The sequence below is a fragment of the Actinoplanes xinjiangensis genome (assembly GCF_003148685.1).
In the GTDB taxonomy this organism is placed as follows: domain Bacteria; phylum Actinomycetota; class Actinomycetes; order Mycobacteriales; family Micromonosporaceae; genus Actinoplanes; species Actinoplanes xinjiangensis.
In genome coordinates this window covers 303,598-326,990 of the sequence record NZ_QGGR01000010.1, presented here as the reverse complement: position 1 = coordinate 326,990, position 23,393 = coordinate 303,598, and the positions used below count along the sequence as shown (strand labels likewise).

Annotated in this window: 20 protein-coding genes, 2 tRNA genes and 1 pseudogene; 7 read left to right on the top strand and 16 right to left on the bottom strand. The window is 65.6% G+C overall.

The features are described from left to right. Positions 1-628 precede the first annotated feature (628 nt). Positions 629-844: a hypothetical protein gene (locus tag BC793_RS23985; RefSeq protein ID WP_109595804.1), complete on the top strand. Its 216-nt coding sequence runs from the start codon at positions 629-631 to the stop codon at positions 842-844. 264 nt (positions 845-1,108) lie between these two features. Here the strand turns inward: BC793_RS23985 and BC793_RS23980 are convergent, their stop codons facing one another. The 6 genes from BC793_RS23980 to BC793_RS23955 form a co-directional block, all read right to left on the bottom strand. Then, positions 1,109-1,903, bottom strand: coding sequence for a carbon-nitrogen hydrolase family protein (locus tag BC793_RS23980; RefSeq protein WP_109595802.1), 795 nt, complete (start codon positions 1,901-1,903; stop codon positions 1,109-1,111). 192 nt (positions 1,904-2,095) lie between these two features. Further along, complete coding sequence (gene clpX, locus BC793_RS23975; RefSeq protein ID WP_109595800.1) at positions 2,096-3,388, bottom strand: ATP-dependent Clp protease ATP-binding subunit ClpX; 1,293 nt, start codon at positions 3,386-3,388, stop codon at positions 2,096-2,098. 216 nt (positions 3,389-3,604) lie between these two features. Beyond that, positions 3,605-4,261, bottom strand: coding sequence for an ATP-dependent Clp protease proteolytic subunit (locus BC793_RS23970; RefSeq protein ID WP_109595798.1), 657 nt, complete (start codon positions 4,259-4,261; stop codon positions 3,605-3,607). 11 nt (positions 4,262-4,272) lie between these two features. Further along, positions 4,273-4,911, bottom strand: a complete 639-nt coding sequence (locus tag BC793_RS23965) for a ClpP family protease (RefSeq protein ID WP_093620423.1) — start codon at positions 4,909-4,911, stop codon at positions 4,273-4,275. A 207-nt stretch (positions 4,912-5,118) separates the two neighbouring features. Further along, positions 5,119-6,462, bottom strand: a complete 1,344-nt coding sequence (gene tig / locus BC793_RS23960) for a trigger factor (RefSeq protein WP_109595796.1) — start codon at positions 6,460-6,462, stop codon at positions 5,119-5,121. A 36-nt stretch (positions 6,463-6,498) separates the two neighbouring features. Beyond that, positions 6,499-6,572, bottom strand: a tRNA-Pro gene (locus tag BC793_RS23955). A 130-nt stretch (positions 6,573-6,702) separates the two neighbouring features. Between BC793_RS23955 and BC793_RS23950 the strand changes: the two genes are divergently transcribed. Then, a tRNA-Gly gene (locus BC793_RS23950) sits at positions 6,703-6,776 on the top strand. Between the two features lie 89 nt (positions 6,777-6,865). Here BC793_RS23950 and BC793_RS23945 read toward each other — a convergent pair. The 6 genes and pseudogenes from BC793_RS23945 to BC793_RS48955 all read right to left on the bottom strand — a co-directional run bounded on the left by BC793_RS23945 (position 6,866) and on the right by BC793_RS48955 (position 13,188). Then, on the bottom strand, positions 6,866-7,723 hold the full coding sequence (locus BC793_RS23945) for a tyrosine-type recombinase/integrase (protein ID WP_239170243.1): 858 nt from the start codon (positions 7,721-7,723) through the stop codon (positions 6,866-6,868). A 289-nt stretch (positions 7,724-8,012) separates the two neighbouring features. Continuing rightward, positions 8,013-8,123, bottom strand: a pseudogene (locus BC793_RS53020) (hypothetical protein); the annotation flags it as partial. Then, positions 8,123-8,341: a helix-turn-helix domain-containing protein gene (locus tag BC793_RS23940; RefSeq protein ID WP_109595794.1), complete on the bottom strand. Its 219-nt coding sequence runs from the start codon at positions 8,339-8,341 to the stop codon at positions 8,123-8,125. The gene BC793_RS23940 and the pseudogene BC793_RS53020, both read right to left, overlap by 1 nt. Before the next feature lie 22 nt (positions 8,342-8,363). Further along, a complete protein-coding gene (locus tag BC793_RS23935) occupies positions 8,364-9,926 on the bottom strand; it encodes a replication initiator (protein WP_239170244.1) in 1,563 nt (520 codons plus the stop codon). Between the two features lie 105 nt (positions 9,927-10,031). After that, on the bottom strand, positions 10,032-12,491 hold the full coding sequence (locus tag BC793_RS48960; protein ID WP_146246405.1) for an ATP-binding cassette domain-containing protein: 2,460 nt from the start codon (positions 12,489-12,491) through the stop codon (positions 10,032-10,034). Continuing rightward, positions 12,481-13,188, bottom strand: a complete 708-nt coding sequence (locus BC793_RS48955; RefSeq protein ID WP_146246404.1) for a hypothetical protein — start codon at positions 13,186-13,188, stop codon at positions 12,481-12,483. Before BC793_RS48955 ends, BC793_RS48960 begins: the two co-directional genes overlap by 11 nt. 440 nt (positions 13,189-13,628) lie before the next feature. Here BC793_RS48955 and BC793_RS23925 point away from each other — a divergent pair, with 440 nt between their 5' ends. Further along, a complete protein-coding gene (locus BC793_RS23925) occupies positions 13,629-14,135 on the top strand; it encodes a hypothetical protein (protein WP_109595790.1) in 507 nt (168 codons plus the stop codon). Between the two features lie 487 nt (positions 14,136-14,622). Here the strand turns inward: BC793_RS23925 and BC793_RS23920 are convergent, their stop codons facing one another. Then, positions 14,623-14,991 (bottom strand): tyrosine-type recombinase/integrase, encoded by a 369-nt coding sequence (locus BC793_RS23920; protein WP_203896337.1) that lies wholly within the window; start codon positions 14,989-14,991, stop codon positions 14,623-14,625. Between the two features lie 161 nt (positions 14,992-15,152). Between BC793_RS23920 and BC793_RS51540 the strand changes: the two genes are divergently transcribed. The 3 genes from BC793_RS51540 to BC793_RS51535 all read left to right on the top strand — a co-directional run bounded on the left by BC793_RS51540 (position 15,153) and on the right by BC793_RS51535 (position 16,163). Next, entirely contained in the window at positions 15,153-15,377 is a 225-nt protein-coding gene (locus BC793_RS51540; protein ID WP_239170245.1) for a Scr1 family TA system antitoxin-like transcriptional regulator, read from the top strand. Positions 15,378-15,479: 102 nt separating this feature from the next. Continuing rightward, positions 15,480-15,686, top strand: a complete 207-nt coding sequence (locus BC793_RS48950; RefSeq protein ID WP_146246403.1) for a hypothetical protein — start codon at positions 15,480-15,482, stop codon at positions 15,684-15,686. A gap of 57 nt (positions 15,687-15,743) precedes the next feature. After that, a complete protein-coding gene (locus tag BC793_RS51535) occupies positions 15,744-16,163 on the top strand; it encodes a GDSL-type esterase/lipase family protein (protein ID WP_109595788.1) in 420 nt (139 codons plus the stop codon). 160 nt (positions 16,164-16,323) lie between these two features. Here BC793_RS51535 and BC793_RS23905 read toward each other — a convergent pair whose 3' ends face one another. The 3 genes from BC793_RS23905 to BC793_RS23895 all read right to left on the bottom strand — a co-directional run bounded on the left by BC793_RS23905 (position 16,324) and on the right by BC793_RS23895 (position 21,194). After that, positions 16,324-19,710 (bottom strand): S8 family serine peptidase, encoded by a 3,387-nt coding sequence (locus tag BC793_RS23905; protein ID WP_146246402.1) that lies wholly within the window; start codon positions 19,708-19,710, stop codon positions 16,324-16,326. A gap of 183 nt (positions 19,711-19,893) precedes the next feature. Further along, positions 19,894-20,610: a hypothetical protein gene (locus BC793_RS23900; protein WP_146246401.1), complete on the bottom strand. Its 717-nt coding sequence runs from the start codon at positions 20,608-20,610 to the stop codon at positions 19,894-19,896. Further along, a complete protein-coding gene (locus tag BC793_RS23895) occupies positions 20,607-21,194 on the bottom strand; it encodes a SigE family RNA polymerase sigma factor (RefSeq protein WP_109595783.1) in 588 nt (195 codons plus the stop codon). Before BC793_RS23895 ends, BC793_RS23900 begins: the two co-directional genes overlap by 4 nt. A gap of 112 nt (positions 21,195-21,306) precedes the next feature. Here BC793_RS23895 and BC793_RS23890 point away from each other — a divergent pair, with 112 nt between their 5' ends. Next, positions 21,307-23,223: an AAA family ATPase gene (locus BC793_RS23890; RefSeq protein WP_146246400.1), complete on the top strand. Its 1,917-nt coding sequence runs from the start codon at positions 21,307-21,309 to the stop codon at positions 23,221-23,223. Positions 23,224-23,393: the final 170 nt, after the last annotated feature.

The following is a 23,393-nucleotide window of genomic DNA, read 5'->3' as shown; positions in this document are numbered from 1 at the left end:
GTTCGTCCTGAGCCAGGATCAAACTCTCCAACAAAATCTTTGGAAAAGCGTCCCGGCAACAAACAAATGTTGCCAAAGGAATCTCCAACCCATCCAATAAAGGACAGGCCGGGGTATTGCCATAATTGGCACTGGCTTATCAAGCACCCTGTTGAGTTCTCAAAGAACAACCGCACATCAAGATCCGAGCCCTTGACGGACTCGCTCCTGAGGCAACCGCTCAAATATACCCGGTCGTTTTCGTCGCCCGAAGTTGACCCTCGTCGACAACGCCCAAGTGTTTCCCCGCGATGCGGGAAGTGACCTAGCAGAACCGGCCTCGATCGCTAAGCGATCTATCCGCCCGGCTCCCTGCTGGCTTTGCCACTCTACCCGGCCGGCTTCGCAACCGCAAATCCAATTTCTTGGATTCTTCGTCGCACCACCCGGTGCCAAGTACGAGCATAGCTCGCTCTCGACCGCCCCCGTGGCACCTTCTGGATTGTCACTTTCGTGCCGCTCCGTACCGGTTTCCCGTTGGCAGAGAGAAAGTTACGCGACCCATGTGGCTCTCCGCAAATCGACGTCCGTGCCCATCGAGCGTGCCGAGGTGGCACACGATGGAGGCAACCCATGACACAGTGGTGGCATGGCCACTTCCCCCACACTGGCGGCCGACGCGGTCCTAGGCCTGCTCGTCCCGCTCTGGCAGTGGGTGATCGGGCTGCTTGTGCTGGTCACGGTGGTGGTGTCGTCCCGGAAGCTGCTGATGCGCGGCCCCACCCGGATGGGCGGCGCGTTGCTTCTGGCGGGCGCAGCAGTGCTCGCCCTGACCGCGATCAGCTACCTCGTAGAGAGTCTGTGACGCCGGATACACCTGCGATCTCATCTGCCTTCGGCGGAGTCGCGGACGGCTGGCCCCACGGGCCGAGACGCTCTTGGAGTCGGGCCCAGCCGGCCCGCACCGGCCCGAGGTAGATCAGGCCAAGGCCGGGCGGCGCGAGGCAGGCCCGGGCACCGTGCCAGCCCGAGATGCCCACCCCGGATCACGGCTCGCGACGTTGAGCGGCTCGGCGAGGGCGCACCATCCGCACCTCACCATGCCCACCGTCGACGATACGGCCGGGCGTCAGAGCCTGCGGTTGGCGAGGCTCGGGACCTCGGTACGGATCGTCTCCAGGCGGGCCAGGTCCAGGTCGGCGAGGGTGACACCGACGGTGTCGGCGGCCTGGGCGATCACCGTCCCCCACGGGTCGACGACCATGCTGCGGCCGAAACAGGTACGACCCGGCTCGTGGTCACCGACCTGCCCCGCCGCGAGTACGTAGCACTGGTTCTCGATCGCCCGCGCTCGCAGCAGCACCTCCCAATGATCACGGCCGGTGTGCAGCATGAACGCGGCCGGAACCACGAGGATCCGGGCACCGGCGATCGCGAGCCGGCGGTACAGCTCGGGAAAACGCAGGTCGTAGCAGATACTCAGACCGGTCGGCACGCCACCGACCTCGGTGACCACGGTCGCCTCTCCGGGCGCCACGGTGCGCGACTCCTGATAGGAGACGCGGCCGGCGATCTCCACGTCGTACAGATGGATCTTGCGGTAGACCGCCGTTCTCTCGCCCTCGGGGGCGAAGAGCAGCGAGGTGTTGTAGGTGCGGGCGGCGTCCGGACCGGTCTCGTGGAACGAGCCGGCGTGCACCCAGAGGCCGAGCTCACGCGCCGCCGCGGCGAAGAAGGCGGCGAACTCACCGTCGATCGGTTCCGGTTTCGGAGCGTCGGCGGAGCGACCGAGAAAGTCGACGTACTCCGGCAGCACCGCGAACTCCGCGCCGCCGGCGGCGGCACGTTCGAGCAGTTCACGAGCCACGGCGAGATTGTGGGCACGGTCTTCCCGTGAGTTCAGCTGGCAGACGGCGACACGCATGGATCGAGCGTACGGCGACCCGCCGCGATCCGTGACAGCCCGCGGACCCGGTGGCCGCTCCCACCCACTGTCACGAGCAGGGCTGACGCACCGATGGGGTGCCGCCGGTCCCTGAGAGCCGCCACGACCCCCGAAGACAACACTGCCGTCGCCCGGTGTGGGCGACGGCAGGATGACGGGGCAGAGAGCCGGTCAGGCCGACTTCTCCTCACGGTCGGGACGGCGACGCCGGCCGACGAACTCGCGTGGCACGATCGTCGGGATCACGTTTTCCACGACGACCTCGCGGGTGATCACGACACGTGCGGCGTCGGGGTTGCTGGGCACCTCGAACATCACGTTCTGGAGGACTTCCTCCATGATCGCCCGAAGACCACGGGCACCGGTGCCCCGCAGCATGGCCTGGTCGGCGATGGCTTCCAGCGCGCCCTCGTCGAACTCCAGCTCCACGCCGTCGAGCTCGAAGAGACGCTGATACTGCTTCACGTAGGCATTCCGCGGCTCGGTGAGGATCTTGATGAGCGCATCACGGTCCAGGTTGCGGACCGTGGTGATCACCGGCAGACGGCCGATGAACTCCGGGATCAGACCGAACTTCAGCATGTCCTCCGGCATGACCTTGCCGAAGATGTCGTCGGTGTTCCGCTCGGAGATCGACCGGAGACGTGCGCCGAAGCCGACGCCGCTCTGCCCGACCCGCTGCTCGATGATCCGGTCGAGGCCCGCGAAGGCGCCGCCCACGATGAACAGCACGTTCGTCGTGTCGATCTGGATGAACTCCTGGTGCGGGTGCTTGCGACCGCCCTGGGGCGGGACGTTCGCGACCGTACCCTCGAGGATCTTGAGCAGTGCCTGCTGGACACCCTCACCGGAGACGTCCCGGGTGATCGACGGGTTCTCGCTCTTGCGGGCGATCTTGTCGACCTCGTCGATGTAGATGATGCCCTGCTCGGCCCGCTTGACGTCGTAGTCGGCGGCCTGAATGAGCTTGAGCAGGATGTTCTCGACGTCCTCGCCGACGTAGCCGGCCTCGGTGAGCGCGGTGGCGTCCGCAATGGCGAACGGCACATTCAGCATGCGGGCCAGCGTCTGCGCCAGATGCGTCTTACCGCACCCGGTGGGCCCGATCAGCATGATGTTGGATTTGGCCACCTCGACGTCGCTGCCCCCACCGGGAGCACCGTTCGACTCGGCCTGGATCCGCTTGTAGTGGTTGTAGACCGCGACGGAGAGTGCCCTCTTCGCCTGTTCCTGGCCAACGACATAGTTGTCCAGGAACTGGCAGATCTCCATCGGCTTGGGAAGCTCTTCCCACTTCACCTCGCCGGTCTCGGCCAGCTCCTCTTCGATGATCTCGTTGCAGAGGTCGATGCACTCGTCGCAGATGTAGACCCCAGGGCCTGCGATGAGTTTCTTGACCTGCTTCTGCGACTTCCCACAGAAGGAGCACTTGAGTAGGTCGCCACCGTCGCCGATCCGTGCCACCTACGTTCTCCCTGCGTTCATTGGCCGGCCGTCGACCGGACCTTGTACGAGACTTGATTGCCTCGTTGCCATCTATCGTCCGCCGACCCGCCTACCTGAGGCTGCAGTCTCGACGTTACCCGCAAAGGGGCTGTTCTCCGACCCCCCAAAACGGGCGTGTCAGGGGTCGGCCAGTCTAGCGTCAGCCGGCCGACCCCTGACACCGAGCTCCCCGGGTCAGACGCCGGCCGTCTGGAGGCTCTTCTTACGAGTCGCCAGAACGACGTCGACCAGCCCGTACTCCTTGGCTTCGTCGGCCGTCATGATCTTGTCGCGGTCGATGTCCTTGCGAACCTGCTCGATCGGACGGGTGGAGTGATGTGAAATCAGCTCCTCCAGCTGGGTCCGCATCCGCATGATCTCGCGCGCCTGGATCTCGATGTCGGATCCCTGACCGTAACCACCCTCGGTGGCCGGCTGGTGGATGATGATCCGCGAGTGCGGCAGCGCCATCCGCTTGCCCGGGGTACCGCCGGCGAGCAGCACCGCGGCCGCGCTGGCGGCCTGGCCGAGGCAGACCGTGCTGATGTCGGGCCGGACATACTGCATGGTGTCGTAGATCGCGGTCATCGCGGTGAACGAGCCACCGGGCGAGTTGATGTACATCAGGATGTCGCGGTCCGGGTCGGTGCTCTCCAGCGTCAGCAACTGGGCCATCACGTCGTTGGCCGACGCGTCGTCCACCTGCACGCCGAGGAAGATGATCCGGTCCTCGAACATCTTGTTGTACGGGTTGGACTCCTTGATCCCCCACGAGGTGCGCTCGGAGAACGAGGGCAGCACGTAGCGGTTGTGCACCGGAGCGAACCCGGGAGGCATGGAAAGGTCGGTCATGGTTCAGCTCCTCAGTTCAGCGTTCCGGCACCGTCCGGGACCTGTGTGGCCCCGGTGATCACCTTGTCGATGAAGCCATAGTCCTTGGCCTCCTCGGCCGTGAACCAGCGGTCCCGGTCGAAGTCGGCCGCGATCTGCTCCTGAGTCTGACCCGTGTGAAACGCGATCCGCTCCTGGAACATCCGCTTCGTGTAGAGCATCTGCTCAGCCTGGATGGCGATGTCGGCGGCAGTACCGCCCATGCCACCGGACGGCTGGTGCATCATGATGCGCGCGTGCGGCAGAGCGAAACGCTTGCCCGGGGTCCCGGCGCAGAGCAGGAACTGGCCCATCGAGGCGGCCATACCCATCGCGACCGTCTGCACGTCGTTGTCGATGAACTGCATCGTGTCGTAGATGGCCATACCCGAGTAGACAGAGCCGCCCGGCGAGTTGATCCAGAGGTGGATGTCCGCCTCCGGGTCCTCGGCGGAGAGCAGCAGCAGCTGCGCGCAGATGCGGTTGGCGCTCGCATCGGTCACCTCGCTGCCGAGGAAGATGATCCGCTCTCGCAGCAGGCGGTTGAAGACCGAGTCGTCGAGGTTGCCACTCAGGGTGTCACCGCCGCCGCGCCGCGACACGGGCCCGGTGGGAATGTGGAGATCGGTCATGGCAGCCCTTCACAGCTTGCTGTGTCGGCCGTTGGTGCGGCCGGCAGGTTGTCCGTCGTACGACCAACCTAACTGGTCGGATGCGCATCAGCTTCCCGCTCGGGCAGGTGTTCGCTGACAGCGCATCGGGTGGCCGTACCCCTGGAAAAGACACCGGCCACCGCGCACCGTGAGCGGTGCGCGGTGGCCGGTCAGAAGCTATTCAGATCAGTGGTTGTGACCCGCGTGCTCGTCGCCGTCGCGCAGGTCCTCCAGCGAGAGCACGTTGCCCTCGCTGTCCTTCATCGTGACCTGCTCCATGACCGAGGCCAGCGCCTTGCCCCGGCGCACGTCGCCGAAGACGGCGGCCGCGGCGCCCGAGCGCACCAGCTGGTCGTAGTACTGCTGGGGCTGCATCTGGGCACGCTGCGCCCGGTGCACGATCTCGTGGCCGAACTCGTCGTCGGTGACCTGGACGTCCTCGGCGTCGGCGATGGTGTCGAGCAGCAGCTGAATCCGGACGCCCTCCTGGGCGGCCTCGGTCAGCTCCTCGTCGATCTGCTCCTCGGTCTTCTCCTCGGAGGCGAGGTAGTCGGCGAGGGTCGCGCCGATCCGCTCCAGCTGGTCGGTCATGGCCTGCTTGCGGCCCTCGACCTCGTCCTTGACGACACCCTCCGGAGCGGGGATCTCCGCCGCCGCGACGAGCTGCTTGAGCGCCTCGTCACGGGCCGCGTAGATCTGCTCGACCTTCTTCACCTTGGCGAGGCGGGTCTTCAGGTCCTCGCGGAGCTCGTCGAGGGTGTCGAACTCACTCGCCAGCTGGGCGAAGTCGTCGTCGATCTCGGGGAGCTGCTTGTCCTTGACGCTCTTCACGAGGACCTTGACCTCAGCGTCGCGGCCGGCGAAGTCGCCACCGACGAGCTGCGTGGTGAAGGTGGCCTCCTCGTCGGCGGACAGGCCGACGAGCACCTCGTCGAGGCCCGGGAGCAGCTGCTTGCTGCCGACCTCGTGCGAGATGTTGGTGGCCGAGCCGCCCGGAACGTCCTCACCGTCGACGGTGGCGTTCAGGTCGAGCTGAACGTAGTCACCCTCCGCAGCGGGACGCTCGACGGTCTTGAGGGTCGCGAAGCGCTCACGCAGGCCGTTGATCTGCTCGTCGATCTCGTTGTCGCCGATCTCGACAGCCGGGACCTCCACGGTGATCGCGGCGAGGTCAGGCACGTTGATCTCCGGGCGGACGTCGACCTCAGCCGTGAACTTCAGCGGCGCGTTGTCGGCGAACTCGGTGATCTCGACCTCGGGACGACCCAGGGTCTTGACGTCGTGCTCCTGGACCGCGGCGAGGATCTGCTGCGGGATCGCCTCCTGAACGGCCTCGTTCAGCACGGCGCCACGGCCGACCCGCTGGTCGATCACCGCTGCCGGAACCTTGCCCTTACGGAAGCCCGGCACCTGGACCTGCGAGCCGATCTCCCGGTACGCCTTCTGCAGGCTCGGCTTGAGCTCCTCGAACGGCACCTCGATGGCGAGCTTCACCCGAGTCGGGCTCAGAGTCTCGACGGTGCTCTTCACAGGCGTACTCCTTGTTGCTGCGGATGTTGGTATCAGTCGGGGTGGCGGGATTTGAACCCACGGCCCCTCGCTCCCAAAGCGAGTGCGCTACCAAGCTGCGCCACACCCCGTGGCGACGGCCAGTGTATGCGGTCGGCTCGCCTGCGTGTGCGCTGGAGTCACCTGCTGGGGAATCCGGTTCGCGCGGACGGCAGATGATTCAGTAAGCTGTGCACGAGCCCCGAGCTTCTCGGGGGTCATGCGGGCGTAGCTCAATGGTAGAGCCTCAGTCTTCCAAACTGATTACGCGAGTTCGATTCTCGTCGCCCGCTCCAACACGAAGGCCCAGGTCAGCGATGGTTTCGCTGGTCTGGGCCTTCGTCATTCACCCGCCCGGATGATCTTGCGTGCCATTAGCGTGCCATTACGTATCGGACCTCGGGCCGCGGTCGCGCTTGGCCGCCTTGCCGGTGCCAGCCGCGGTGTCTGTCGGCTTGCTGCGCTTCGCTCGCTTGCCACCCGCGGCCTTCGCCGGCTTGCTGGCCGAATCCTTGGCCGGCTTCCCGGACTTCGTGCCCTTGGTGATCCGCTTGTCCATCGTGTCGGCGATCTCGCGGTCCCGCTCGCTGGTCGCGTGCTGGTAGATCAGCGCGGCCCTCATGCTCGCGTGACCCATCCGGTGCATCCGCTCCCGCGTGCTGGCGCCGCTGGCCGCCGCGATGTTGTTGCCGGTGTGCCGGAGGTCATGGAAGTGGAATCCCGCTGGCATCCCCGCGTCCGCCAGCGACTTCGCCCACTTCACCGCCCGTCTGAAGTTGCCGGTTCGCAAAGGCATGTCCTTGTCGCCGGTGAAGATCAGCGCTTCCGGGTGCGCGCCGGTGAACTCGCCCAAGTGGCTGATCAGAGCCTTGCGGGCAACTGCCGGAAGAGCGACGACGCGGATGCCTGCCGCCGACTTCGGCGGACCGAACTCCAAACCGCTTTTCAAAGCCGCCAACTTCCGGGGTACGCGTACGGTCCCGGCCGCCACGTCGACGTCGCATCGCCGCAGCGCGGCCAACTCACCCCAGCGGAGGCCGGAGAACGCAGCGACCGTGATCAACGCCACGTATCGCGGCGGCATTTGCTCGGCGAGCGCGAGGACCTGGGCGACGGTGGCCACCGGGCGCTCCGGGGTGTGGTACCGGTCGTAACCAGGGATCCGGCATGGGTTCTGCTTCAAGATCTCGTCTTCACGGACCGCGGTATTGAGGATCGCCCGCAGCAGCGAATACGACTTCACAGCCTGCGGTTCGGTTGTGCCACCAGCCAGCAGCTTGCCGCGCCAGGAGCGGATCGTCTGCGGCTTGATGGCGCCGAGCGAGAGGTGGCCGAGGATCGGCTCGATGTGCAGGCGGAACAGGTCCTCGTAGTTCTCGCGGGCGCGGCTGGAACTTGCGGTGCGCGATCCACTCCTTGCCGTACCCGGAGAGATGCACCTCGCCGGCCTCCGGTGCCTGCCACTCCCCGCGGATGATCTCCGACTCGACCAGGGTCAGCCACTGGGCCGCCAGCTTCTCGGTCTCGAAGGTGTGGTCGGCGTTGCGGGTGATGCCGTCCGGGCCGAGATAGCGCGCTTGGAAGCGGCCCGACGGCAGCTTGCGGATGTTGCCGAAACGGCGGTGGCGTTTCTGGTTGGCCATCAGTGCGCTCCCCGTACGTAGGCGCGGATCGCCGCCCGATCCGTCGGGGCGACGCGGTGGGAGTCGATGTAGTGGACGACCGCGGCCGGGTCGAAGCGGACCAGGCGGCCGACTTTCACGAACTCGATGCGGCGCTCGGAGACGAGACGGCGCACGAATCTCGGTGTGGCACGAAGGCGAGCGGCGACCTCATCGGCGGTCAACAGCTCGTCATCCATTCGGGTCCTCCTCATGTCGGGATCAGGCGGCTTGTTGCGTCGGGACAGTTGCCGAAAGAGTTCTGACCTGGGCTCGCCAGCGGATTCGCTCCGAGACGGTCCTCAAGATCCGGTGCTCCAGGGGCAAGACGTCCGGGTCTTCCGGGCGAGCCAGCTCGAAGCGGTACCGGTCCTTCTCGTCCGGCGTTGCCTCCTGCTCGGCGTCGCCGCCGAGGGCCGCGCGGATCCACACCCGGTTGTCGGCGCGGTGGTCGGCCAGCGTCTTGCCGGACCACTGCCGAGAGACCAGGACACGGCGGCCGGTGAAGCCGAGCGTGGCCCGCTGGTGGACCTTGCCGGTGCAGCGGCCGGGGACCAGGCCCGGCTTGGCGCGGTCCGGCTGGACGCCGTAGAGCAGCCAGTTCGCGCACGTCGGAGAGCAGGGCAGGACGGCCAGCTCGGCGTGCAGCCGATCCGCGTGCGCCTTCTGGGTGGCCGAGTTCGCCGGCGCGTGCTCGGTCAGATCCTTGGTGACGTACTTCGTCACGTACCGGATCGAGCGCTCGGCGTCCTTCGAGCCTTGGGCGATGCCGCGGGCGTCGACACGGCCCAACCTTGCGACGTACGCGGGACGCGCGTCCGGGTCCTCCAAGGCGTCCAGCGCTTCGCCCCACGTGGGCAGGGTTTCGCCGGTTGCCGGGTCGACGTAGCCGCCCAGGTCGGCGCTCCAGATCGGCGGGCGGTCGACGGTGTAGACGAACTCATCGAACGGGGGCCACCACACCTGGTGGTACGTCGCCGCCGCCACCTGGTTGACCAGGCGTCGGGGCAGGGTGCCCCGCACGGCGAAGTGCGCGTGCGGGGCGAGGCGGCGTTGGAGCTCGATGGCACCGGCGTACTGGACGTTCCAGCCCGCGGCCCGGCGGAGGTTCTGCCACCAGCGGTCGAGCACCCGAGCGAAGTGGATCGCATCGAGCGCTGCCCGTCGGTAGTCGTAGGCGGCCGGGTCGACGGGCGTGCCGAGCTTCGGGTCGTGCGGGTGGTGGCGCTCGCCGCAGGCACACGGGACCACGTAGGCGCCGCGCCGCATGTGGGAGTGGACCTGTTCGTGTGAGTCGAGGGTCAGCGTGACCAGCATCGACGGGCGGTAGGTCTGGCCGGCCTTGCCCTGGAAGGAACGGCCGACGGTGCGCGGGTCGACAGGCAGTCGCGGCAGGTCCGGGGAGTCGTGCCGGCGCTTCGTCGAGCGGGCACGGCGCGGGCGGTCGTCGCGCTCTTTCGGGGTCAGGTGACCACGTAGGTCCGTCTCGGCCAGGACCTCATCGACCTCAGCGATACGGGCGTCCAGTTCGGCCAGTTGCTCGACGCGCTCGTCCGGAGTCATCGGCTGGTAGTGCACCGCGGCCCGGTCGAACTCCAGGTGAGCCCGGGTCTTCACCAGGTCGAGAGCGTCCTCCCCCGGGCGGTCGGGGCGCACCGCTGGTTCGTCGGCCAGGTGCCAGCCTTCCCGGATCTGCTGGATCCGGAGACGACGGTTGCGTTCGGCGCACGGCTTGCACTTGGCGGCCAGCCGGGCACCGCACGGGATTTCCACGACCTCGTACATCTCGGATTCCCCGATGGCCTAGCCGTCTGGCCACCATTAATTTCGACGAGAGCCGGCTCCTCGGCCGACCACTACCTCTGGCTGCAATGGACGGCAAAGTACCTACTACATCAGCGGAAAAGCGAAAGGCTCGTCGTCGCCGGATGCCAGGGCCTCGATCTTTCCCTTCATTTCGTTGGCCGCTCTCGCAAAATCTCTATTATCCCGCACCACGGCAGAGCCAAGCTGAAGCATGTCACGAATCCTAATTGCAATTTTCTGCCTTTCGGCGTCTCCGAGAACACGCGAGTCTTGCAACCACTCTGTGCCGTGCCGGATTAGAATGGTGAACGTATGAGGTGACCTCGCTCCTTCCCGTCGCGCGATTTGTTCTAGCTCACCAACCGCTCTGATAGCTTTCGTTTGCTCTAGTCTATCGTCGGCGTTCCTTCGCGCCTTCTTGAGCCGCATAAACCCCCATTCAGTGATTACCTTAAAGTCAAGGTCACCGCCCTCACAGGCTCGTGCGCTTTCCAGGTATGAGTCGGCCAGATCGAGATCACCACGTTCAACTTCGAAGGCGCCACGTTGAAGCCAGAAGTGGAAGTCTCTGGAAAGAAGCGGTTGCACCTTTTCGTAAATTGGCCTCACGAAGTCAGGGCCGAGCCGCAGATCAACCATGTGGGAATGACTGAGTAGGTGGATAAGCTGCCGGCGATCAGGATGTGTGGGGTCCTTGATATGAACGGCGCGACCAGCGTAGAAGACCAGCATCACAAGAACCATTTCAGCCATCTTCTTATGGTCGAAACTTTTGACCACAGCGTCAGCAATAGCTCGATGCCGTACCCTCAACCCCAGTGGATCCCGTACGATCAGTCTGCTATCGACTAGCGCCTCGATATGCACGATGAAGTTTCCGTATGGAGGCGCAGGCGTGAGCATTTGAAGCAAGTCTTGCTCGGGAAGGTACGACGCCTCGTAGACGCGTGACGCCCCGAAACAAATCAATGAATATGCATGCTGCTCGGGTGGGTCCAATTGATCGTACTCGGATTGAATACGAGCCTCAAAGGGCTGCCCAGTCACAATCTGGATCAACGCTGCCAGCAAATCACGCTTCGAGAGTTCACGAAGTCGATGAACACGATCCGGTTCAGCAGTACGATTTAGCTCACCGAGCAGGCCAGCGTCCCTTAATTTTTCGAGCAGGCTCTTGAGATCCTTATCGCTAAGGTCTGCGTCACCATCGACGATATCCGCGTTAGGCGGCTTTTCAATCGCCCATAGTCGAGTAGTTCGAACTGTCGCTACAACCAATGTCCGTCCGCTCCGGTTAAGCCTGCGCACAAAGTCTGCACTGGAATCTCCGAAGATATCCAAGTCATCTATTAGAACGGCATCTGGGGCGAGGCTCTCAACTTGTTTAACTATATCTGAGACTCGGTCGCTTGCCGATCGGTCGATCCACGCAACGACCAACCCCTTCGTCTCCAATTCAAAGGCCAACCTCATCAATAGCGTGGTCTTCCCAGAACCAGATCTTCCCTTGAGAAGAACGAAGTTCCTACGACCTTTCTCAGTTGAAAGGCTTTGGTAGAGGCGTGACAGTCGGCTGAGCCGAACTGTACGGTCGGCCGATATATCACCCCACGAAGGATCATGCCCGCGGAGAAATTCCCATGATGGGGTCTCCTGCCTACGCAGGAAGTTCGTGACTAGTTGTGCCCCGACTCGTAGATCTTGGCCGTTGCGAATTCGGGTAAGCATTCGGTGCCCGTCTGACACTTCCTGAATATTCGAGGCAAGACACGTACGATCCAGATCGGAAAATGGCAGATCGATACTGGCAATGGAATGATTACCGGCTCGCAGCGTATCAGTGAAGCTCCTCTGTTCGAAACAGAAGAATCCGGGAGACATCGTGCCGTTCGATTCAGTTACCGTCCTAGACCGAACGAACATCCAGAGATCATTATTGGACTCAGTAGCAAGTATCAGAACTGGACGACTCACAACATCGGCCGCGAACTGTCTATACCAATGGTCTGCTGGACCCATCCCGGATCCATTCGGCACCGAGAATTCCTGATCGACGCCTGCGGAAGACCTAAATCCACAAAAATCTACAAGCTGATTCTTGTTATGCTCGACACGGAAATCCGTCCGCGCATCTACGTAAGAGATACCACCTGACGAAGGAATCTTTTCAAGGATCTGCGGAAGGTCAATAGGAGCAAGGTTGTATATACGCTCCCATGGTCCTTGAAAGAGCCTTCGGTAGAATTCCGAGACTTCCGCCGTAAAGTCAGCTGCGTCTTTAAGCGCGTCGATAACGGCCTTGTGGTCTTCCCGTTTTGCAGCCTGGAGTGCCTCGTCTAGCCTCGCGCTGACGTCATCATCCTGCGCACCCTTTGTGGCGATCCTAATGAGGGCACTTCTCAGAGCGTTGGTCCCAACTCTCCTGCCATCAATCTGACTGCAGAGGTCGCCGATTACAAGGATTGTTCGACCCGACGCGATGGCCCGTTTAAGGGCATGTACAGGCTCACCCTCAGCGAACAAGCCGTCTGCCTCAACTGTCATCTACAACAATCCCTTTCACGTCCCTCTTTGGCAAAAGAAGAAGGCTCTCCTTCTCCCCGCATTTAATCACAAACTCAAGCATGTCAGTTTTCAAGGATTCAGTTCGCAGTTTGCCGGAAATATTTACAGTTGTTCCACAATCATTTTTTTCCACCAGCACAGCTTGATCACTTGAAAGTATTAGAGTAGCCTTCTTCTCTTCGTGATAGTCGGGCAATAGTACGGCGGCCGCAAATGTGAAAGCCGTCAAAACTGCCCCAGCGGCGGCAGCTATATTCCCCCATTTTTGGCGCCCGTCGACACTCTTACGTTCCTCCCTGGACCGTTCGAGTACAATCTTTATCAAAGAGTCCGGGTCATTGACGCCACGGAGCTTGTCGATGTCGGGCGCGGGAGCGCCGACAGCCCGCATGTACAAGATTGATGCGACAGTCCACGCCAAAATGGTGACACAGCCTACAAGACGCAGCTTCGGATCGAGCTGTTTAAAGTTGCTCAAAGTTAGCGATGCGACTGCCGCTCCAGCAAGGGCGGTTGCAACAGATTGGGCGGCTTGAGCGCGAAGGCGTGCCGATGTACCAGCCCTGACCGCATCTGGATAGTAGCTCTCAACGACAGAGGCTAGGACCGCTTCGTTCAGCGTGATCGTTTGTCGAGGTACCTCGGCGTCACTCGTCTCGTCGGGCGAGCTAGTCATCTCTCTCCTGTCGCCATGCGGGCGTCACAACATGTTAGAGCGACAGCGCTGCCGTATGTCTTGGCCAACGCGCATGTGTTCCGTCGAACTGGACGATGACAGGTCTCCAGAGGCGTGGGCCCGCAGCCGAGTTGAATGCTACTAAGGGAAGCCACGCTGGATCGCTCAGGCACGCATCACGAAGCCAAAGAGTCATCGCAGCAGCCTTCGCTGAGTTTCATCGCGGGCTAGTGATCCAGCAACCGCTGCCAGCTGCACCTTGGGATAGCGGCAACGGATGGATGATTGCCGAGTTGTTCTCTTCTGGATCAAGGCGCCGCGCAAGCGCGGCGCGGCCGGCCCCCTCGGCCTGCTGGCGGCCTCCGGCCGGCATCGGCCGGCGAGCCGGCCACCTTCGGATATCGCTCGGCATGGCAGGAGAAGGCTGCGATCATCCGGCGATGGAGATCTGGTCCCACGACGGCAAGCTGTACCAGCTCACGTCGGGATATAGCTTGCATGACGACGCTTGGCAGTACGAGTTGGCGGGTCTGACGGGGCCTTCTGGCACTGGACCCTTCCTCTCCGTCCTGATTCCGGACGCCACTCTGGATGGGCCGTTCACGCCGAAGCCGGCTTCGGACATCGTCGTTCATGCAGGCGGCGGTATCGTCCCTTGGCCGATCCTGGAGAAGCTGGTTGGCGTACTCGACTCCAGCGGCGACCTGGTCGATGAGCTACGGGATCTGTCGGCGGAGGCCACCTCGCTGCCGCTGACACGCAACGTCTGGTCACACGGGGACCGGCGATACGAGGTCAACCACTTCCACTACGGCGACATCGAGTCGTGGTGCTACGAGCTGTACGAAGTCAACTGGGCAACACCGAGAACAACTACATCGACGTTCGCATCCCCGACGCTTCACCCGAGTCCGGTCCGTTTGTTCCGCTGCCTGCCGACCACGTGACCCTGACGATGCACAGCCGATGGGAACTTCCCTGGCCGGTCTTCCGCCGGTTCCTGGATGCCATCCGCGCGGCCGGCGACATCGTCGAGGCCGTCGGCGACGAACCCAAGCCGGTGGACTGACCCTGCCGATCGCTGCGGCGGTCACCCGCCGTTGCGCTTCCGGAGATTGCTGCCGCGCCGCTTCGCGGCTTGCCCTCGACTCAGGTGGTCGCCCTAGGCAGGGGTCCAGGAGGGTGGTCCACGTACGCCCAGCCGTGCCAGGCCCGTGCCATCTCGGCGTGCCGCGGACGGTCTCCAGCGGTCATGATCGGGTAGTCGGGCACGGCCTCTGAGCAGGCAATCCGGGCGGATCATGACATGCGGTAGCGATCTTCCAAACTGATTACGCGAGTTCGATTCGCGTCGCCCGCTCCAAGTGTTCAAGCTGGTGACAGCGTTTTTGATCTAGCAAAGCATCGGGGATCTTCGATTGTCAGACCGGATTGCTAGGGATCTTGCCCCGCGCTACCCTGCCGGCCGGGGAACCACGGCCGCCGCCGCTTCGGCGGCGGTTTGCCGACGGACTCCACCAGATGACCGTAGGTGTCGCTCGTCAGTCCGATCTTGGAGTGGCGGAGCCTCTTGGACACCACGGCGATGTCAACGCCGGCCTCGATGAGGAGCGATGCCGACTCGTGCCGCAGATTGTGCAGGGGGACGTCCGGCATGTCGTGCAGTTTGATCAGGCGCCTGAAGACCCGGTAGACCTGGGTCGGATCGAGGGGCGATCCGTCGACCTTGGTGAAAACACGATTTTCGGCATTCCGATATGCCGCCCGCGAGCCAGCCGCCCCTTTACCTGTGTCCTTCGCCACGCGCGAAGGACCGCAATCGTTTCCGAATCGAGATCAACTGACAGATCCTCGCCTCCGCTCGTCCTGAGCCGGACTCTGTACTGAAATCTTCAGTCCTTCTTTCTCTGCCTTCCGTGCCTTGCGGTAGCTCATGCCGGTGATCTGCCAGCCGACGATGGCTGGTGGGAGAAGTTCCACGACGAGATGGGACCGCGGCAGGCTCTGTACGCCGACTTGAGGTCGGCGCGCGCTCGATCACCGAGTTCCACCTGACCCTGCTGCCGGGCTTACTCCAGATCCCGGAGTTCACCGAGGTCCGAGCTCGCGCCAATCGCGGCATCCGCCCTGAGGCGTTCGATCCGACCTGCGCGGATGAGCGTGTCGCTCCGGGTGGGAGATTCCGCTGAGGTGCCCGGACCAGCCGACACGGATGGCTATATCGGATGGCATAGAACTGCCTCCGCTTGTAGCCGGATCCGCTGTGGCGCAGCCGCTGCGACAGTGTTTCCATGCAGGAATCGTCCGCTACACGTCGTCAATGGACTCTTTACCTTCTGGTGCCGTTCCTGGTTCATCTCGTGCTGAGCGTGCTGGCCCGGACTCCGCAGTTCACTGATGGCCCTCTGGAGAACTTCTACGTACGCTTCGGCATCGCAGCCGTCGTGACCATGATCGTCGCCGCCGTGGCCTCCCTCTGGCGTTCCGCCGCCCGATGATGGTGGCCCCCGCCATCATCGAACGGCCTCTCGAGTCGGAGTCGGACAGCCTCCCCGATCTGCAGGTTCGAAGTCTGCCGGGATGATCGGGATTCTCGGATCGCTGCTGGGCGGGCTGGGGCCGCGCCGGCCCGGCCTCTGACGCTGGCGATCCTCGGTGACTCGTTCGCGGCCGGGTACGGGGCCGCGAGGCCACATGAAACCGCGGGGAATCTGGTCGCTGGCTCCCTGTCCCGGCAGGCCGGGCGCCGGGTGCTCCTGCACCGGCCGGCGTTCGCCAGCGCGATGTCCTCGGACCTCGTGCACCAGGTGGACGCGGCTCTCCGGCATGCCCCGGACGTGGCTGTCATCTACATCGGCTACAACGACGTCACCCATTTCGCGCCGCTGAAGCAGGCGGCCCGGGAAGTGGGTGGCGGTGGCACGGTTGCGGGCCGCCGGGTGCCGGCTCCGTCGCGGGGACCTGTCCCGACCTGACGATCCTGCCGCCACTACGCTGGCTGGCCGCCCTACGCAGACGCGGCCGGCGGTCACCCGGCGGTGTCAGCGGCGTCCGTGGCCGGACGTTCGGCGAGGGCGAAGGCTTCGCCGGACGTTCTCACGGCGAAGCCTTCACCCTCGCGTCTGTTCCGCTTGCTCAGGAGAAGCGATAAGCCCGGATGACCGTCTGGGTGACAGCCGTTCCGTTGCCGTCGGCCGCGTTCAGGCGTACCGAGACGAAGCCCTTGCCGTTCGGGTACGTGACCGAGGCCGTACCGTTCGGCGCGACGGGGACAGCGCGCCACGTCTTGCCGTCGTCGAACGACAGCTCCGCACCGAGCGTACGGGCCGAGACCTTCTTCCCGGTCTGGTCCTGGACCCACAGCGGTAGATCTCCGCGCTTGCCGCGCACGCTGCCGGAGGCGTCGAGGGACGGCTGGTAGCGCACCGCGAGTGCCGGCAGCGCCACCTGTCGGTCGGTGGCCGGACGAGCTGAGCGGAAGGTGAACACGACCGTCTTCTCGGTGGCCAGGCCGGCGTACCCCGGTCCTGCCATCGTCTGTTCGACCCGGTAGGTCGACTCTGCGTCCGGCAGATCGGACGCTCCGGTCGTGTTGCCCTCGTAGTCGCCGATCAGCTCGCCGTCCCGGTAGAGCCTGGAGAACATGGCCTGGGAGTTGTCGAATCCCACGTGGCCGGCCGCGTCACCGACCTGGGGGACGACCGCGACGATGGTGTCTGCGCGGCGGGAGATCCAGAGGTTGTCCGGGGAGAAGGCGACCCCGTAGGGCGCGGCACCCCACTCCCGGCGGCCGGTGCTGTTCGCCCGGTGGGTCTGCGCCGAACTGCTCCAGTAAGGCCCGTCGAGGAAACCCTGTTCGTCGGCGGTTCCCACCTGTGTCTGCAGCGCCCAGCGCACCGCGGGGCCGGTGGTGTAGAAATTCACCCGGGTGGCCGGCGCGTTGGCGGCCATCCGCAGCGTGCCGATCACCGAGCCGGTGTCGTCGATCGCGATGGCGGTCTGCCGGGCGCTGAGGCTCTTGGCATGACCGTGGATGGTCTGCACTTCTGAGGCCAGCTCACGGGCGTTGAAGACGCGCTGATAGCCGCCGGCCACCAGGGTGGAACCGGGCACGAACTCGGCCGCGTAGTAGGCGTAGGGGCTGTTCACCCCGCCAGGCCCGGACCCCTTCCTGGCCCAGCCGCTGAACACGACCCCGCTCATCGCCGGCAGCCCCGGGGCGGCCGGTTCGGCCAGCCCGAGCCGCATGTCGGGGAAACCGCCGGCGCTCACGCCGAAGGCGACGTCGTTCCCGTCGATGTTCATGGACACCGAGGCATTGGCGCGGGTGGTGATCACCGTGGAGTCGGGCACCGCCTGGCTGACGCGGGCAGCCTTGCGGGCGTCGAGGGTCACGGTGGTGTCCGCCGCGACCTCGATGACCGGCTGGAACACGGCCGCTGTCTGCGTCCCATCGGCGGCAGCCGACGTATCGATGGTGGATTGAACAGCGTAACGGCCCCTGGGCACCCGGATGGTGACCTCGCCGCTCGGGTGCCACGGCGCGGCCTGGAAGTCGCCGCCGGGAGCGAAGACCTCCGTGTAGGTGTTCGCGGCGAGGTTGCCGTCGAGACCGATGTTGCGCAGGGTGAGCGCGTAGCGCTCGTCCTCCTTCTCGATGGCGATCGGCGTGGAAACGCGCATGTCACCGGCGGTGGCGATGATGCGACCGGCGTAACCGCCCGGCGATACCGGTCCCGTGGTGTCAGCTGTCAGGGTGACGCTCGCCGAGTCACCGGCGCGGACGGTCAGCGTGGTTTCGCTCAGCCGGAACACCGTCGTCGTGTCACCGGTCAGCGCCAGGTGGAGCTGCACGTCAGCGACGCCGGTGTTGTGGTAGGTCACCGTTCTGGTCAGCGCGGTGTCCCTGTCGTGGGGCCAGTGCTGCAGGCCGAAGGAGACCGACGCCGGCTCGCTGGTGACGGCCTGCGACCCGGCGCGGCTGAGGTCCACACGGCCGGCGCCCTGCTCGAACGGATGGGCGGCCGGGTCCGGCTTCGCCGAGGCCATCAGCACCGATTTCAAACGTGCGCCGTCCCAGTCGGGGTGCTGCTGCGCGAGGAGCGCGGCGGCACCGGCGACGTGCGGCGTCGCCATCGAGGTGCCCTGCAGGCTCTGATAGGTGCCGGGAAAGTCTGCCGCCGGCTGCCCTATGGTGGATCCGGACGAACGGGCAGCGACGATGTCGACTCCCGGCGCGGCGATGTCCGGTTTGATCGCTGCATCGAAGGAGCGCGGGCCCCGACTGGAGAATTCGGCCGTACGGTCGGACTCGTCGACCGCGCCCACCGTGAGTGCGGCGTCCGCGCTGCCCGGGCTGTCGATGGTCTCGTCGGCGCCGTTGTTACCGGCGGCGATCACGAACAGGGCGCCGGTCTGTTCCGACAGGGTGTTGACCGCTTCCTCGAGCGGACTGACCCCGGCGTAGTCGGTGCCGCCCAGACTCAGGTTGATGATGCGGGCCCCACGGTCGACGGCCGCCCACTGCATGCCTGCCAGAACAGCGGAGTCCGTACAACCGCGGGGTTCGCAGACCTTGCCGTTGAGGATGGTCGCTTCCGGGGCGACTCCCTTGTATTTGCCTCCCGACGCGGCGCCGGTCCCGGCGATGGTGGAGGCGACATGTGTGCCGTGGCCGTGGACGTCCGCAGCGGTGGCCTCCGTCGTGAAGTTCCTGGAGGTGACCTTGCCCGCCAGGTCGGGGTGGGTCTCGTCGACGCCGCTGTCGAGCACCGCGACAGCCATTCCCTTACCGGTGTATCCCGCCTGCCAGACGCCGGGCGCTCCGATCTGCGGCACGCTGACGTCGAGCGTCGGCCGGGTTCTTCCGTCGAGCCAGACGTGCTGCACGTCAGGGCGCTGCTCACCCGTCAAGGCTTCCCACAGGGTCGTCGCGCGGTCCTTGCGGGCGCTGACCGCCACACCCCGTACCGCGGGGAGATCCCGGCCTGTCCGGCCACCGGCCGCGGCGAGCGCGCGCTTGGTCTGCGCGGCGGTCCCGGCCGAGCGATAACGGACGATCATCGGTACGGTCGGGCGCTGCGCGTCGTCGTAACCCAGCGCCACGAGTTCGGTCACGTCGAACAGGCGCCGGTCGAGCTGCTGAGCCCGCAGCATGGGAGCGGCATCACCGGGCACCACGTGCAGGTGACCGCGTACCACCGAGGTGGTGAACGACATGCGTTCCCGACCGGCCGCCGGCTCGATCGTCGCGGTGGTGGCGTCGGCGCGAGGGATGGTCACCCGGTCCCCGCTGACCAGGGTCACGGTATGCGGCCGATCCGCGGGTGCAGCCGCCCCGGTGTGGTCAGGCGCCGGCCCGGCGGTCACCGGCGTGGCGGCGAACCCGGAGAGGACGACCACGGCGAGGCTGCTCGCGGCTGCTCGACGCCAGCTCACCGGTCGATCACCACAAACAGAGATAAATGTGAGTACGTCATACCCAACCGACTGCCTGAGTCGCCGGAAAGGTTGAGAGGACACTGTGGAATTGCGGCATCCGGCCACGACGATCGTCAGGCGTAAAAATGACCCACCCGCGTCCGTCCGGAAGACGGTGGGCGTGCTGACGCCCGACGCGGATGGGTACAGCCGGCCGAGGTGTGCCGGGGCGGCTCCTGACGGGTGGCGGCCCGGCCCTCGGGGAAGGGCCGGGCCGCTTCGGTGCTATCCGACGCCCTGGACCGCGGTTTCGTGGACGTGAACGCCGGCGGCGAGTTCGATCATCTGGTTCTGGCTCATGCCCAGCTCTTCGTCGAACTGGGTGATCAGCCAGATGCCGGACGGCTGCTCGACCCAGAGTGCCCATCCGGTGTCTCCGGCGGGGTCCGCGGCGGGCCGGCCGGGGATCATGGCGGGAAGGCTCTTGACCAGGATGCCGGTGCGGTCACCGACAGTGACCTCGGTGCCCTTCCGGGGCGGGCCGCTCTGGTCCTTCGACTCCAGGTAGATGCTGATCCTGCCCGGGGCGGTGCCCAGTGGCGCCGCGGACGCCGTGACGTCGGGGCCGGCGTTCTTCGCCGTTTCCGGAGCCAGCGTCAGCTGGTAGTTGTCGCCGGACTGGACGAACCAGCCCGCCGGCACCTTGTCGATGGTGAAGCCTTTCGGCTGGGTGCCCTGGTAGGCCACCAGGTTCACCGGAACGACGGCGGCGGGTGGGGCGGCGGCTGTGGGTCCGTGCGGGCCGGCGCCGACACCGCCGGACGGGACCGTGAACGCGACCACGAGGGCGGCGACCGCGAACAGCGAACCCGTGGTCGTCTGCAGGAAGCGGCGCTGGCGGACCGCACGGCGGCCACGCAGGACGTCTTCGTCGATCTGACCGGCTTCGACCGGTGTGACCGGTCCGGCGATGTCCTCGAGATGATGACGCAGGTCCATCATGACTTCACTCCTTCGGGAACGTACGAAACGGTGGGCTGGTGCTGCTCCAGAACGGCACGCAGCCGTTCGAGTCCTCGGGCGGTCTGACTCTTGACCGTGCCTTCGGAACACTTGAGGGCATCCGCGGTCTGCGCGACGTCGAGGTCGTAGAAATAGCGGAAGACGACCGCGGCACGCATCCGGGGCGGGAGATCACGAAGAGCCTGCCGGACCGCCTGGCCGACCGGGTTGACGAGGCCGGCGACCGCGGCCTGGTCGGGTAGTTCCGCGACCGACTGCTCACGGCGGCGCCAGACCCGGCGACGCTCGTCGATCAACGCGTTGACCAGTGACCGGCGGATGTAGGCATCGGGATTGTCGGCGCGCTGGAATGCCGACCATCTGACGTACAAGCGGGTGAGCGTCGTCTGTACCAGGTCCTCGGCCAGGTGCGGGTCCCCGGCGGCCAGCAGCACCGCCGTACGCAACATGCCGGGCCGCCGGCGGGCCACGAGCTCGTGAAAGCTGCTCTCTCGCTCGGATGTGGCCGAGCCTCCGTCGTGTCTCACGCTCCGAAGACGGATTCGTGTGGCACGACGTTGCATCGGCCGAAACTTTCCGCCATGACTTTTCCGGCTGCCCGCTTCCCCGGTGGTGGCCGGCCGTGAGTCGTTCGGTCGGCAGGGGCCGTCATGATCGAGTGTTAGCCTCGGGCCGGTGCTCAACCCATCACCGGACATGACGACACGGCTGTCGAGGGCTCGCGAGACGGCTTTCGTCGGGCGCGCTCCGGAGCTGGAGAAGTTCCGCGCCGCGGTCGAAGGCGAGCCGGACGCTCCCGTTGTGCTCTTCGTTCATGGCATGGGTGGAGTGGGCAAGACAACCTTGTTGCATCGGTTCGCGGCCGAGGCGGAGCGGGCACACCGCTGCGTCGTGCGGATCGACGGGCGGTCCATCGAGCCGTCACCGGCCGCCTTTCGCGCCGCGGCGGCACCGGCATGCAGGCCGAACGCGGTACTGCTGGTCGACGGGTTCGAACACTGCCAAGGACTCGAGGGTTGGCTACGCGACCAGTTCCTGCCGTCCCTGCCCGAGGAAACCGTCGTCGTGGTGGCGGGGCGCCGGCCGCCGGGCGCGGACTGGCTCGGTGATCCCGGCTGGGACGGCGCCTTGGCGACTGTCCCGCTGTCGTTGCTGGACGAGGAGACGGCCGTCGAGATGTTACGGCGGCGCGGCGTCGATGAAGCGACCAGCATGAGGATCGTGGCGTTCGCCGGTGGGCTTCCCTTGGCGTTGAGCCTGTCCAGTTCCGTTGCGGCCGGTCCGGAGCCGGCGACCGCGCCGTGGACACCGGGCCCGGACGTGCTGGCCGGGCTGGTGACGCGGCTGATCGGTGAGCTGCCCTCCGCCCGGCATCGAACGGCGCTGGAGACGGCTGCGCATGTCTTCGCCACGACGGAACGACTGTTGGGCGCGGTACTGGGCGAGGAGCACGCCGCCGCGATGTTCGCCTGGTTGCGGGAGTTGTCCTTCGCCGAGTGGAGCAGTCACGGGCTGACCCTGCATGAACTGGTGGCCGACGCGCTGGACCGTGACCTACGTTGGCGAAACCCGCAAGGCTACGAGCAGATGCACCGCGCGGTCGTCACTCATCTCCTGGACCGGGCTCGCACGGCGAGTCCCGCGGACGCGACGGCTGCGACGCGGGCGCTGTTCCACCTGAAGCGTCATGGTCCGATGAGGCGATACTTCGAAACCATCCGGCACGAAGGCGAGGTGTACGAGAGTCCGCTGCGGCCGCAGGACCATCCGGTCGTCCTGGACCTGATGGCGCGGGCGGAAGGCGCCACGTCAGCACGTGTCGCCGGCCATTGGCTACGGCATCGGCCGGACGACTTCCGGGTCTACCGGGACGCGCGAACGGACGCTGCTGTCGGATTCATGCTCTGCCTGCGGCTGACCGGGCAGCGGGAGTGTGCGCCCGACCCGGTCGCCGAGATGTGCTGGCAGTGGATCACGCGGGTCGGGCCGTTGCGGGCCGGCCAGCGGATCATGATCTTGCGTTTCGCCGTCGCCGTCGACGAGCGGGGTACGGCAGCAAGCATCAACGGCGGTGTCCCGAACGTCGACCTGACGGCGCAGTTGCGCGTCGTCCGCTCGTGGATCCGCGAAGCGCAGGTAGCCGCCTCGTTCGTGGTCACCCCGGATCCCCGGATCTGGAGTCCGCTGATGGAGGTGGACGGGCACCGGCGCATCACGGAGGTCGCCCAGCCGCCGGGACGGCCCGTCACCGTCTTCGGTCACGATTGGCGGGCGGAGCCGGTCGAGGCATGGGCTCAGCGAGCCCTGGCCGCACAGCCCATGGATCCTGCCGATGCGGATGTGACAGCGGCGGCGCCGGCGATCGGCCGTGACGCCTTCGACCGTGCGGTCCGGGAGGCGCTGCGTCACCTGCATGATCCTGTCGCCCTCGGTGCCAGCCCGCTGCTGACCAGCGGCCGCATGCGCGCTGGTGAGGGCACGGCGTCGGCGGTGGCTCTGCGCAACGCGGTGTTCACCGCGGTACGGGAGATCTTCGATGAGCCCCGGCATGCGCAGCAGTACCGCGCCCTTGCGGTGACCTATCTCGAGTAGACCCGTACCCAGCAAGCCGCGGCGCTCCGGCTGGGACAGCCGCTGGGAACATACCGGCGTCACCTCTCCCGGGGGATCCAACGGCTCTGCGACCGGCTCTGGCAGTACGGGATCAGCCTTTGACGATGATTTAACCGGTGCCGCCGATACTCGTCCGCGGGGATGTGGCA